This window comes from Anaerolineales bacterium (assembly GCA_015075625.1).
GTDB lineage: Bacteria > Chloroflexota > Anaerolineae > Aggregatilineales > UBA2796 > UBA2796.
The window spans coordinates 921,237-934,101 of the sequence record JABTTZ010000002.1; the positions used below are offsets into that span (position 1 = coordinate 921,237).

Annotated in this window: 17 protein-coding genes; 3 read left to right on the forward strand and 14 right to left on the reverse strand. The window is 52.1% G+C overall.

Annotated elements, in window-relative coordinates:
* Positions 1-6: 6 nt before the first annotated feature.
* From HS103_12595 to HS103_12610, 4 genes are all read right to left on the reverse strand, one after another.
* Positions 7-390, reverse strand: coding sequence for a response regulator (locus HS103_12595; GenBank protein MBE7513638.1), 384 nt, complete (start codon positions 388-390; stop codon positions 7-9).
* 62 nt (positions 391-452) lie between these two features.
* A complete protein-coding gene (locus tag HS103_12600; protein MBE7513639.1) occupies positions 453-860 on the reverse strand; it encodes a response regulator in 408 nt (135 codons plus the stop codon).
* Positions 861-875: 15 nt separating this feature from the next.
* Positions 876-1,289, reverse strand: a complete 414-nt coding sequence (locus HS103_12605) for a response regulator (protein ID MBE7513640.1) — start codon at positions 1,287-1,289, stop codon at positions 876-878.
* Positions 1,286-2,719, reverse strand: coding sequence for a HAMP domain-containing histidine kinase (locus HS103_12610; GenBank protein ID MBE7513641.1), 1,434 nt, complete (start codon positions 2,717-2,719; stop codon positions 1,286-1,288). The genes HS103_12605 and HS103_12610 overlap by 4 nt, the downstream gene beginning before the upstream one ends.
* A gap of 245 nt (positions 2,720-2,964) precedes the next feature.
* On the opposite strand from HS103_12610, the gene HS103_12615 reads away from it, so the two are divergent.
* Entirely contained in the window at positions 2,965-3,771 is an 807-nt protein-coding gene (locus HS103_12615; protein MBE7513642.1) for an IS5 family transposase, read from the forward strand.
* 245 nt (positions 3,772-4,016) lie between these two features.
* On the opposite strand, the gene HS103_12620 is transcribed toward HS103_12615, so the two are convergent.
* The 9 genes from HS103_12620 to HS103_12660 all read right to left on the reverse strand — a co-directional run bounded on the left by HS103_12620 (position 4,017) and on the right by HS103_12660 (position 9,895).
* Positions 4,017-5,123 carry a hypothetical protein gene (locus HS103_12620; GenBank protein MBE7513643.1) on the reverse strand — a complete coding sequence of 369 codons (1,107 nt, stop codon included), beginning with the start codon at positions 5,121-5,123 and terminating at the stop codon, positions 4,017-4,019.
* 12 nt (positions 5,124-5,135) lie between these two features.
* Complete coding sequence (locus HS103_12625; protein MBE7513644.1) at positions 5,136-5,474, reverse strand: cupin domain-containing protein; 339 nt, start codon at positions 5,472-5,474, stop codon at positions 5,136-5,138.
* 3 nt (positions 5,475-5,477) lie between these two features.
* Positions 5,478-5,711 (reverse strand): DUF2249 domain-containing protein, encoded by a 234-nt coding sequence (locus HS103_12630; GenBank protein MBE7513645.1) that lies wholly within the window; start codon positions 5,709-5,711, stop codon positions 5,478-5,480.
* A 24-nt stretch (positions 5,712-5,735) separates the two neighbouring features.
* Complete coding sequence (locus tag HS103_12635) at positions 5,736-6,161, reverse strand: hypothetical protein (GenBank protein ID MBE7513646.1); 426 nt, start codon at positions 6,159-6,161, stop codon at positions 5,736-5,738.
* Between the two features lie 2 nt (positions 6,162-6,163).
* Positions 6,164-6,583, reverse strand: a complete 420-nt coding sequence (locus HS103_12640; protein ID MBE7513647.1) for a hypothetical protein — start codon at positions 6,581-6,583, stop codon at positions 6,164-6,166.
* 95 nt (positions 6,584-6,678) lie between these two features.
* Positions 6,679-8,196 carry a nitrite reductase, copper-containing gene (nirK, locus tag HS103_12645; GenBank protein MBE7513648.1) on the reverse strand — a complete coding sequence of 506 codons (1,518 nt, stop codon included), beginning with the start codon at positions 8,194-8,196 and terminating at the stop codon, positions 6,679-6,681.
* Positions 8,180-8,413, reverse strand: coding sequence for a 4Fe-4S binding protein (locus HS103_12650; protein MBE7513649.1), 234 nt, complete (start codon positions 8,411-8,413; stop codon positions 8,180-8,182). Before HS103_12650 ends, nirK begins: the two co-directional genes overlap by 17 nt.
* Positions 8,414-8,434: 21 nt before the next feature.
* Positions 8,435-8,794: a hypothetical protein gene (locus tag HS103_12655; protein MBE7513650.1), complete on the reverse strand. Its 360-nt coding sequence runs from the start codon at positions 8,792-8,794 to the stop codon at positions 8,435-8,437.
* Positions 8,795-8,989: 195 nt separating this feature from the next.
* Positions 8,990-9,895: a Crp/Fnr family transcriptional regulator gene (locus HS103_12660; protein MBE7513651.1), complete on the reverse strand. Its 906-nt coding sequence runs from the start codon at positions 9,893-9,895 to the stop codon at positions 8,990-8,992.
* Between the two features lie 215 nt (positions 9,896-10,110).
* Here HS103_12660 and HS103_12665 point away from each other — a divergent pair, with 215 nt between their 5' ends.
* Positions 10,111-10,485 carry a hypothetical protein gene (locus HS103_12665; protein ID MBE7513652.1) on the forward strand — a complete coding sequence of 125 codons (375 nt, stop codon included), beginning with the start codon at positions 10,111-10,113 and terminating at the stop codon, positions 10,483-10,485.
* 15 nt (positions 10,486-10,500) lie between these two features.
* Here the strand turns inward: HS103_12665 and HS103_12670 are convergent, their stop codons facing one another.
* Positions 10,501-11,841: a PD40 domain-containing protein gene (locus HS103_12670; GenBank protein MBE7513653.1), complete on the reverse strand. Its 1,341-nt coding sequence runs from the start codon at positions 11,839-11,841 to the stop codon at positions 10,501-10,503.
* 186 nt (positions 11,842-12,027) lie between these two features.
* On the opposite strand from HS103_12670, the gene HS103_12675 reads away from it, so the two are divergent.
* Positions 12,028-12,861, forward strand: coding sequence for an HAD family hydrolase (locus HS103_12675; protein MBE7513654.1), 834 nt, complete (start codon positions 12,028-12,030; stop codon positions 12,859-12,861).
* Positions 12,862-12,865 lie beyond the last annotated feature (4 nt).

Consider the following 12,865-nt stretch of genomic DNA (forward strand, 5'->3'; position numbering starts at 1 on the left):
AGTCGTTCAGCGCACTTCCCAAACAGTGCCCCCCGCCATAATTTTGGCAAGCTGCCCAGAGAACTTCTCGCCTTTCAGCGGCTTGCCCAGAAAGCTGTCGAAGCCAATCTCGCGGGCGTTATGAATTTCCATCGTGTGGACGGTGCAGGCGATGAAACGCGCCTGCTTGAAGGCAGGCTGCCCCTTTAAAAGGTGGAAAATATCATAGCCACTGACGTCGGGCATTTCCAGATCGATAAAGACAACATCAGTGGTCGGTAGGCTTGCCAACCTCGATTCTACGGCTGCCGCATCTTGAATTGCGGTGCTGGTGAGTCCTTCTTGTGCCAGCATGTGCTGCAAAACGTTGATGTTACCAAGATTATCGTCAATGATGAGTGCATGGGGCATGGTCATATTCCTCTAGTTTTCACTGGACTAGGGCAAAATTACACTGTATCAGGGCTGAATTCTTACACAACTTGCCAGACAGGTTTTCCCTCTAGGATTTCGGCAACCTGTCGAGGGAATACATCGAACCGCACAGGCTTACCAATAAAACCGCTGAAGCCCATCGCTTTCGTGCGGGGGACGGCTTCTGTTGGGTTGCTTGCCGAGACGGCAATGATCGGGATAGCCTCAAATTCGGGGTGGCTGCGGATGGTGGTAAAGACATCGTAGCCCGTAATGCCATTGGGGAGGTTCAAATCCATCAGAATGGCATCCACAGGCATGAACTTTTGAAGGCGTTGGATGGTGGCAATCCCCCATCGTTCAAAGGCAACCATCGCCCCTTGTTGTTCTAACAACAACTGGGCAATGGCACGATTGTTGACATCATCCTCCACCAGAAAAATCCGCTTGTTTTCCAAGACCAGCATCGATACGCCCTCTCCCTATTTCCGGCTGATTTGCCAGACTGTCTCGCCATTGAGCAGCTTTTGGAATGACTCTGGAAAGGTGTTCTGATGGATTGGCTTGGGAATCACGCCATTAAAGCCGGCATCCTTCAGTTGGTCAATTTCCTCGTTCATCACACTGGCGGTCAATGCCACGATAGGTTTACGGGCATAATCGGACATTCCCCGCAAGACTTTGAGCAGATCAAAGCCGCTGGCGGGTTTCATGTGAATGTCTAAGAAGATAATGTCCGGTTGAAAGGGCAAGCGGGCAAGCTGTCCCTCAAAATCGACACTGGATTCAAAGATCGCCACCTGCGTCAGTCCCATTTGTTTCGTCAACAGAATGTTCATGATCGTCCGGCTGAGGGGATCATCCTCCACATAAAGAACCGCTGGTGAGCCGCTCATAGGGCAAGCACTTTCCCTTCCGGCAGCACGTTTTCTGCGGTTGGTTGTTGGAGCGGAATGGTGATGTGGAAGGTTGACCCAACGCCAACACTGCTTTCCAGCCACAGGCGTCCACCGTGTGCCTCGACAAGGCTCTTGGAGATGGGCATTCCTAGCCCTGTCCCGCCGCCTTGCCGTAAGCCGCTCTCCGTTTGGGAGAACTTTTCAAATACCTTCTCAAAGTCCTCGCCGGCAATGCCCGCGCCGGTATCGGTGATCGAAAGATGAATCGTCTCCCCCTCATGGTGGGCGCGGAGCGTGATCGTCCCTTCTTTGGTGAATTTACAGGCGTTGGAGACAATGTTCAACATCACCTGCAAGAGGCGCTGTTTGTCGCCGGAAATGATGGGGATGTTGGGGGCAACCTCGCTCACCACCCGCACCGGTTTATCCTTCAGCAGACTTTCGCCTGTTTTCTGCGCGGTCTCAATAATTTCAGGAATAGAGACATCGTGTTCGACAAAGAGCTTTAACGAGCCAGATTCGATCTTGGAAACGTCCAACACATCGTTGATCAAGGCGAGAAGGTGTTCCCCACTGCCGACAACATTCGTCAGCATCTCCAACTGTGCCTCGTTGATCGGACCCAAAACCCCCCGCGTGACGAACTCGGTAAAGTTAATGATCGAATTCAAGGGCGTCCGCAGTTCGTGGGACATGCTCGCCAAGAACATCGATTTCACTTGGTTAGAGCGTTCGGCTTCTTCCTTCGCCTTCTCTAGCTCTAGCGTGCGCTCTTTCACCCGCGCCTCAAGGGTGAGGTTTGTCTGTTGGAGCGATAGTTCAGAGGCACGTAGGCGTTCATTCGCCCGCACCAATTCCGCTTGGCGCTCTTTTTCCAGTTTGGAACGATGCCACGATGCGAGCAAGATCAAGGGGACAACGGTGAAAGAAAAGCCGGACGCCGCCATGACCATCCTAATGGTGATCGAATGGTTGACGAGGGGGATGAGCAGCAGCACGAAGAAATTGCCCACCGCCACAAGGAAGGTCATCCGCAGCGTGCTGGTGATGCTGGCAATTAGCACGGGGAGAATCACCCAACCAACCAGTGAACGCATACTAATAAGGGTATAGGTTTCATCAGGCTGGAAGTAGGTCAACACGGCGAGAGAGAGGACGATCAGCGTTGCCGCTTCTGCCAGTTTGTAATGCCGCGTGCGTCCAATAAGATAAATGGCAAAGAGGACGATTAAGGGCATTAACACGGGCGACGCCCGCGTTGCCGCAATCGACCCCACAAACAACGCCGCACAGATGATCAGCTGCAGCCCACTCAGGAGGCGGGCGTTCAAGCGATCCGATCCTTGCAGGGTGGGTGAAGGTGTAATCAACCATTTTAAGGGCTGAATATTTCGAGAAATCGTGGTGGGGACACTGCGCGCGGTCATGGGATCACCTTCAAAACGGGATATCTTGAAGGATAATGCCTTACTTAGAGAAGAATAGTTTCAGAAGTATATCAATAAAAGGCACACTCTTTACAGTCTTAGGGCTGAGGGGGCTTCCCCCGCAAACTTCCCCTTTCGATGAATACAGGGCAAACACGTTCAACTGCGTAAGTCCTAAATACGTGTTCGAGAAATTATCTAGAGGGTGTTATGCACTTTAAAAAACACCTGAGTAAAATGGTGGGATGAACAGAAAAGGGTATCCTACCGACGTGAGTGACGACGAATGGGCATTTGTTGCGCCCTACCTAACCCTGATGACGGAAGACGCGCCCCAACGCGATCATCTGTTACGCGAAGTGTTCAATGGACTGCGCTATGTCGTGCGGGGTGGTATTTCGTGGCGGATGGTGCCAAATGATTTGCCACCCTGGTATGCCATTTACCAACAGACACAGCGCTGGCTCAATGCGGGGGTCTTTGAATCCCTCGTGCATGACCTGCGGCTCTTGTTATGTCTGACAACCGGACGGAACGAACAACCCACCGCCACCATCTTTGATAGTCGGACGCTGCAATCCAGCGTGGAGAGTGGTGAACGCGCAGGCTATGATGGTGCGAAACGTCGCAAGGGCAGCAAAATGCACATGGCAGTCGATACGCTGGGACTGCTGCTGACGTTGCATGTGACCGCCGCGAATGAACAGGATCGCGCGCTCAAGTCGGACAACTGGCAGCAGGTGCAGCAGGTGACGGGCGAAACGGTGGAGGTGGCATTTGTCGATCAAGGCTACACGGGCGACAAGGCTGAACAAGCGGCGGCAGAACACGGCATCCGACTGGAAGCGGTCAAACTAGAAGAAGCCAAACGCGGCTTTGTGCTGGTGCCGCGTCGGTGGGTGGTGGAGCGCAGTTTCGCCTGGTTGAGCCGTTTTCGTCGCTTGGCACGGGACTATGAACGGTTGCCAGCGACCCTCAAAGGCTTGCCTTTTCTGGCATTTGCCATGTTGATGGCACAGCCGTTTGTTCAAACGGTTGCGCCTTTTCTATAGTTCATAACACGCTCTAGCGCCTCAACACTGAACAGATGAACGAAGGAATAGGGATTAAAGGCGGAGAAAACTAAGTGCAAATAAAAAAGTCCGTTGGGGTGAAGAAGTGTAGAACAACCGGCGCGACAAATGGCTTCCAAGCCCCGAAACGGTGCCCCCTGCTTTAGCGGCGGGATCATGCGCCATCCCGCCTGTTCATTGCGGTTATTCTTAGGGCGTCGGCTTTTCTGATCTAGCATACGGGTCTATTTTTGATATGGATAAATATGCTTGGCAATATTGGATTTGTAAAGCGAATATATAGTTACCATCAAAAATAATAGCACTGCGATAACATTGAACAATCCACCCCACTGCTGCGCTGTGAGATCCAGCGTTAGACTGCCATAGGTGCGATAAATGAGTGCGGTATGCAGCAGGAAAAGATGTCCATAGAACAAGGGGGTATAATTTAGGCGCAAACCGGTTATACCAGGCAGGATTATAGGGGCATGTCCGAAGATCATGGAAAAGACAAAGCCTAACAGGAAGGCGTGTAGCATCGTCGCGTAGTCTGGTCCGGCATACAGCGCCCCTTTCCAGATACCAATCACACCGCCTACACCCAACCACATGTAACCGATGAGCATACATGCAGCAATATATCGTACCAATCCTTGTTGATAGATCGTGCGACGTGCGATGTCGTAATGCAGCAACCATCCTGCTATCAATACTGCTCCGAACCCTAACAGTCGGATGCCCAGATCAAGGTTGAAAATTGTGAGCAGGATACCTGCCAGATAAATAGCAACTGTAAATATTAGCCGATATTCGCTGGTGCGGGTAAGGCGGCGCACTCGTGAAAGCTCTAAACGCTCCCCAACGATGGTTAGAATGAGAAAAGCCGTCCACAGGTGAACCACCTGATAAACAGGATGTCCAGCAAGCCACAAACCATTCCCAACAACCCAACATCCTGTACCTAAAGCCATAATGACCATATCACGGGATGGATGCAAGCGCAGCATCAGTATGAACAGCAGCAGCAAACCCAAACTACCTGCTGTCAGCAAGAGCTTTGCTAACGCCGTATCCCGTGTAAGCAGTAAAGCAGCGGCTCCGGCAGCGTTTATCATAGGAACAGACATACTCCAGTGATAACGTGAAGCCAGTACGACGGCACGCTCAAGGCAAATGAGCGTGCCTAAAAAGCCGCAGATCATCAGCGGACCGTGTACAAGAATCCAGTTTTGGCTGAGGGAGTCCATTTGCCAGCCAAGTCGAGCTAGACCCGATCCTAATCCGCCCAACAGCGTAATGGCTACAGTCAGCAGTAGCAAAATACGCGGAAGAAACTGTACAGCCTTCATTGTTCTACACTTTCAATCTGCGCCAAGCATCAACAACAGCATAGTCAGCGGTGTTTTAGCATAAACACTATGCTTTAAACGCGGCTGCATATGCAGCCAACACCCGGCATTCAACTCGTATTTATCATCGCCTACCGTGATGGTGGCGTCGCCCTGCACAATCTGGATAATTGCCGCATGGCTCGATGTGTGTTCGGAAAGCTCCTGCCCTGTATCGAAACCGAACATGATAGCTTTCAAACGATCACTTTTATAAAATGTCCGGCTGGTGATGCTGTCGGGTTGGATGTTCTCTAGCAATCCCGCCAGATTATCAACCACCGTATAGTCTGTAGTTACAGAATGGATCATGGGTTAGGCGCCTGTTTGGGTGCGTGTAATGCGAACCCGCCATGTTTCAGGTCCTTCTTCCAGATATTCCCACCCAAACAAACCAGCGCGTTCATGCGTGAAGTGATAATACAGAGGTTTGGGATCGTGATCATTGATCAGTTCAAACGACTCGTTCACTTTCAGATTATCAAAGGTTTGGAAGATTATTGGGTGACGGTCACGAGGTTGAATGGTACGAACGTCAAGCTGTGTCATAAGTGTTCTCCTGTATTTTAGGGTTTACGATATTTGAGAAGCCGCGTTGCCGCCCAGAGGCTTAACACGCGGATAGATCAACCTGATAAATAGGACAACCGCGGTCAGTATTCCTAAACGTCCTGCCAGCAAGAGTAAGTCGTCGTTGAACCACGCACCGGCAGCGGTCATTAGAATACCGCCATTGAGTAGCCCAAAACTCCACCAGCCCCAAACGGCTTTACCGTGACGCGGTTCACTGCTAAAGCGCGGTAGTATCCAGAAGGCGATGCCCATCACAAATTGTATTGTCCAGCCAAAAATCATGAATTCGATGTGCGGATTTAGCAGTTTCCATGTCCAGTCGTAAATCGGAATACCTTTGTGATGGAGAATGAGAGAGCCGAATAAAAAGCCAACCCCCATGTGAATTAAGGCTGACCGAACCAGCCAGACGCTTAGTTTTGGCATGATTAACGCTCCTTGATTCGTCCCCATGTGTTGAAGATGAAGCCCCAACCAGCCAACAGCAAACAAAGCGACGCGACAGCGAGTGTCCAGCCTAAACGAGCCTGTGGAAACAACACAACTGCTGGCTCACCAATCGAGCGCAATACTAGCCCAACATTGAGCAGAATGAGTACCAGCCAACCGAGTCGTTCACTCCCGCGTGGTTTTTCTTTAGATCGTTTGGGAAACATCCAGTAACCAACACCCATGATAAGCTGTGTTACCCACCCGATAAACAGAAAATGCAAATAGACCGGACGCAGTACCTGAAGACTGGAATCCCAGCCCATGACTGGCTGTGCTAACATCACCGTTCCCATCGCCAAGCCAAGTGCCAAGTAGAGCATCCCTATTTTGATAAACCAGCGTGATAGTGTCGGCACAGTAATTCCTTCCCAAACAAATACTTCAGAGCTGGTGTACGAGGTGGGTGCTGGTGGAATACCACTCTCCACCAGCACCCCGGTCGTTTTACAGACTAATGACCGGACATGTGGGCAGCACCTTCGCCGTGAAAGATTGCCGGATTATCTTCACCTTCAGCGTAGAGATACCCGGCAAGCCCACGCTCCAGGCGTGCCAGTGCATGGTCCACCAGAATATAACGACCCGGCACATCCAGCGTGAATTCGACGACAGCAGCGCCCCCTGGCGGCACAAGTGTCGTTTGAACATCGGTCAACGGTGCGGCGGTGAGTGATGCCTGATCGTAAACCCGATCAAAAATTTCCCCGATGAGATGGAACGACGACGTGAAATTAGGACCGCCTACACCGAAATAGATGCGAACTGTTTCGCCAACGTTGGCACGCAGCGCGTATTCATCCAGAGTCAGCGCACCTACCGCCCCGTTGAAGACGAGGTACTCAGGGTCTTCGTCTAACATTAGCTCATGACTAAAACTCAGATGCCCCTGTGTACCAAAGGGCTGCGCGGTGTAAATTTCACCTTGCATCATGTAGAACTCACGATCCACTGGTGGTAAACCACCTTCCGGTTCGATAAGGATCATGCCATACATCCCGCTGGAAATATGATGACCGATGCTCGCGGTGGCACAGTGATAGACATACAAACCAGGTTGCAGCGCCTGGAAAGTGAACGAGGTGGTTTTGCCCGGTAACGTCTGGGTAAAGATGGCGCCACCACCCGGACCCGTCACCGCATGAAGATCAATCGAGTGAGGTAAAGTGCTGGTCAGGTCATTCTGTAGATTTACTTCGACAGTATCCCCTACTCGTGCGCGTATCATGGGTCCCGGCACTTGACCATTAAAGGTCATATAGTGATAGGTTGTGCCATCGGCGAGTTGACCCGCAACTTCAACAGTAGTAAGGTCAACCTGAACTATCGTTGGCGCGCGATCTCCGATAGGGGCAGGTAAATCAGCGGGATTGCGGATGATTGAAACAGCATCGGCAACTGCCGGAGCAACCGTCGCTTCTGCGGCGGCTTCGACAGTTGGGGTAGCACTAACATACTCATCAGTTGCCGCGCCTGTGACGGTGAACGTGCCAAACATGCCGACCTCATGATGACCTGGGATCGAGCAATGATAAACGAACTCACCAGGTCTATCGACCACAAATTCGATGGTTTCTTGCTGATCTTGCGTTAAGAGATCAGCAGTAGCAGCCGCAAACTCATCGATCCGTAAATTGTGAAGTACGGGATCGCCGTTGATTAAGGTGATACGTACTGTGTCCCCTACATTGGCGGTTAGCTGGGGATTGATCTGTCCATCAATCTTGCCCCCAACTCCGATATAAGCCATCGGTGGTGTCTGTCCGATCACTGTTCTGAGTGTGTATTCGACTACACGTGCTTCAGGCTGAGCAACGGTAATGGGTTCCGCGGTCACGGGTGCTTCCTGGGCGGAAGCCCCATTCGGGACAATTTGAATTCGTATGGGCAATATCGCCAGAATCAGAATAGTAAATCCGATTAGGACCGCTGAGACAAAATTAGGGTTAACCTCCTTACGCATCATGGACATCTTCTCTATATTCATTTCTCACGATTAAATAGGGCAGTTCGATAGCGCCAACCGGGCAAACAGCCTCGCAGGCAGCGCAGTAGGTACAATTTTCCGGCTGAAGTAGTTTGGCTTTACCATCCAGCTTGCCTAATGCCTCCGTAGAGCAGCTTACAAGACAATTGCCACAGCCAGTACACGTTCGGTAATTAATCTGAGGCATCCATTGTGAATTCATGCGAGCAACACCTTTTTTGAACTACTCGCGCCCAATCTCACCGCCTATTCGCCCAGGTCGCATTGTTTCTGCCCCTTTAAGAAAACTGACAAAGACCAGTTCTTCATCCAGGGCGCGTACTGAATGAACTTCACCCTGCTCGAAAATCAGCAGCGAATAAGGTCCATATTCCAGTTCCTGCTTATCATGTCCCGCGAACATGCCACGTCCCTTAAGGACGATCACGTAAAAAGGCGAGTCGGGCACCTTATGGGCTTCAATCTGTTGTCCGGGTTTAAGCATCCAGCGCAAGATACGACTGTTTTGATCGACCAGAAGTGGTTGAGCAAAGGGTACGGGATCATGAAATTCGAGATCGTCCAGCAGTTGCGTGGATTTCATTTGATAGCCCTCCCGTTAGCGCTTAATGTGGGATGGTTTAGCTGCGAGGCATGTTTGTGTAATCCATGAAACTTAAAGCTCCCATCCATTTATGTCTTTAGCATAAAGTAACGGGAACGATGTGTATTTAAGCTGGCTTAAAAGGGAATATGCTGGGTGTCATTGATCACAGGAAAAACGTGACAAATAACACGATTAGAGCATGGCAATAGAGCGAAGGATGAGTTCGTTTACAATGACAATTCGGTGACGATCAAACTGGATTGCCCCTGCCTCTTCTAGAGAATGCAGCATATTGCTGATCGTCTGGGGAGTGGTATTGATATGTGCCGCAATAGCAGTACGAGTGATACCAGGACCACTGAGCGAAGGGTCTTCAGCCTGTTTCAGTAAAAAACGGGCGAGCCGAACAATGACCGAATACAACGCCAGATCTTCGATTTGCCCGACTAGAGACCGCACACGTCCTGCCAGCAAGCTGATTACATTGAATGCAATCTGCGGATTTTGGATCAGGACATATTTTATGACTCCCGACGGCACCAACCATACAAAGGCTTTTGAACTCAAGGCAGCAGCATTGGCGGGATTATCGCCTCCATCCAGCGCACTGATGTCGTTGAATGTCTTACCCGGTCCGCACAGATGCAGTATATGTTCTTCACCCATCTGATTGAGCTTGAAAATTTTGATAGTTCCTTTTTCAACAATCCATAACCCTTCGGCGGGTTCGCCTTCTAGAAAGATCATTTCCCCGCCAGAAAAAGTCCGCAACGCAGTCCTTTCCGCAATATACGTGAGTTCACTTTCAGCTATACCTTCAAAGTAGCTAATGGATTTAATGTGATTTTGAACTGTCGCCATCGCAAGGATACACACCTCTTGTGGTTCAAGAATTGGATTCTTCATATTTCTAGCAACCGAACACTGAACAAATGGACGAAGGAAAAGGGATTGAAGGCGGAGGAAACTAGGATTAAGGTTAAATGACCAAACAAAACCGAACCGGAGTAGCCAATGTGAACAATCGCCATTCCCCACTTGTATAGTATCCTGCTTGAGCGAGTGCTGCCATTGGTAGGTCAGTGGTGTGGCAGCCATATGACGAATCTGATCGTGCTGATGATGGGTTTGTACCGAGGGCGAAGTGTGTATTGTCCCACAATAATGAACGACTCAGGCTGAGTGGTCACGATCTTCCTCATGATGTAGCCCTTTGTCCTCTTTCGTACTGCGCTCATGGGGAAATACCCAACACCCCCCGCGCTGTCAGTTTCTATAGCGTGGTCATGGCGTTCAGGTCTTTATCACCCTTCATGCTTACATTTTATGCCACCTGCTCAAGACAGAATGGGCAAGGGACGCCGCGCCGGAACTTTTGGCAGCAAGCGATGATCGAACCGGGACCGTATGCGGTGGGGGCGCTTTGCGCGTGGATCAGTGTCCCGCTGGCGTTCCTCGTCTACCTGATCCGGACCTTGTTTTACATTGTGCCGCCAGCGGGAAAGACGGCGGAAGGGGAAGTGCCTACAGCATTTTTCAAGGAGATTGACCCCTTAGTGGTTGACAGCCCTGCTTATCACGATATACTTATCGATGGGCTAGGCGGTGGTGATCTAAGGGGTAAACGAGCGACGCCCGCCCTTCTTGTAAGAAGGCTGGTTGCAGCCCAACCAGTGAGGGTACTGTAATAAGCGTTGAACAGCTTACTGGCTGAACACCCACCCCACCAACACGACATACTGCATGTCCCCAGCGACAATCTGCACCTGACTTGCTGCGCCGCTGTTCGCCTCAATGATCGTCAGGGAGCGCTGCTCCCAACAATATTGAGAGAGTTCGCGGTATGCCAACCAACCGCCATCGGGCGACCAGCGCAAAAAATCGCAACCCGGCGCGTAGTTGCCTGTGGGCAAAATCCCCTTCCCCTGATCGTAAGTACCGACGCCCACCCATTCGCGGATCACTGCCCCTTCGGTACTGCTCTCGCGGGCGCGGAAGGCAACCACCCCCGTCGTCGGGTTTTGCGCCCATTCCAAGACAGCTACGGGGTTCGTCGTGGCGATCAAGGGGATTGAGCGTCCGCTGATGATTTCGTGGGCAGCCGTCCGGCTGGCGACGCGGGGCGGCTTTGGGGCGGGGTCGGCGTTGTAAACGCCCTCTAGGTAGCTGCCCACGAACAGTGTTCCCCGCTCAAACCAGTTCAGCGTGTTGCGGGTCACGGTGCGGACGGGAATGTCCCCGACGATGAGCGCTGCGCCATTTTTGCTCACTTGGCTTAGCCCCCCCGGTCCAACGACGAATACTTCACTAGGGGCGCTGTCGTCGCAAGGAGTAGCAAAGGCAAGCGCCGTGCCATCGGGCGACCACGCCAAGCCGCATATCGGATCGACTTGGAAGGGGGACAAGACAGTCACTGGCGCGGTGTAGTCTTGCCGTCCGGTGGCAAGGGTGAAGATGGTCAGGCTGTATTCCACCTGCCCATCGCCCCGCGTGCGGGCGGTGATCCCCGCCAAGCGTCGTCCATCAGGGGAAAAGCGTCCCTCCACAAGGCTGTTCATCGTCGGGAGAGGGGTTGCCTTCAGGTTGACGGCGTTGTAGAGCGCGCGGTAAAGGTTCGGTTTGCGGTTGAGGTAAGTGAAATTCATCCCATCGGGCGACCACGCCACTTCAGCGTAATCGGCAAGCGGGGTGGGGTTGGCAATCACCGTGTAGGTCGCCGTTTTAATATCCAAGAGCGCCAAGCCAAAAATCTGTGGGGCGCTGCCAAAACCGAGGACGGCGTAGCGTCCTGTTGGGGAGAGAAACGCCCTGACGAGGGGATAACCGTTCGGCGCATCGAGCAAAAAGCGCGGGGCTGGCACACCGGTGATCGGGTTGATCGTATAGAAGGTCAGACGCGATCCGCTGCCATCAATATAGGCGAACTCATACCCCTGATAGCCCGCTTGCCCGCGCACAATTCCCGCTGGTGCGGCGGGAACGGCGAGGATAAAACAAACGATGATTCCCACAAGGGCGCTGATGCGCCGTCGAAACCGGCTCATAACTCGCTCTCCTCTGTGCATTGCTTGGGCAACAGGCGGGTCATTTCCCGTCATTATGCCGGAGAGCATAACGAGTTTTGGGTAGGTTTGCGAGAGGCATTCCTACACGATCCAAACGCCCCCTTTAAGGAAAACCTTCACGGGTAAGGTGCGACAGCCACGCAGAAACCGTTATAATCTTCCTTCATGAGCGACTACAACCATTCCACCCCAATTGACTTGATTGCCGTTGATGTGGACGGCACACTGTTGAACACCCACCATGAAATCACCCCCCGCACGGAGAGCGCTCTTCAAGAGGCGATTCGACGTGGGATTAAGGTGGTCATTGCTACCGGACGCCCCCGCCTCACCACACTCCCTGTCTTGAACAAACTGCAATTGACGACGCCGGGTGTGTTTATGCAAGGCTTGAACATCTACAACGCCGATGGCACGCTTCGCCACAACACCTACATGGCTGCCGAAATTGCCAAACACGCCATTGAGTTCATCGTCGCCTGTGATCTGACTGTCGTCCTCTATAACGGGGATATGATTGCCACCCGTCGCCGTAACGCGCTGACGAACACGCTCCAAAGCTATGCCGAACATCCGCCCACCGAATGGGGCGATCAGTTGGTTGACTTGCCCGCTGCCCATCCGGTGAATAAGCTGATCATCATTGACGATCCGGCGCGGATTCCCGACATTCGGCGCGATCTGCTCGCCCATCTTGGCGAAGAACGCGCCTCGGTACTAACTTCACTTCCTCAGTTTTTGGAAGTCCTCCCTCGTGGGACATCGAAGGGGGCGGGGTTGGCATGGCTGTTGAAGGATATGGGTGTCTCGCCAGAGCGCGTCTTGGCAATTGGCGACGGCGAAAACGATATTGAGATGCTCGAACTCGCCGGGGTTGGCGTGGCAATGGCAAACGGGCATGAGCATTTGAAACGGGTTGCCAATTACATCACCCTGACGAACGATCAGGATGGCGTTGCTCACGCTATCAAAACGTTTATCTTTGGGCAGCATACCTAAAGGA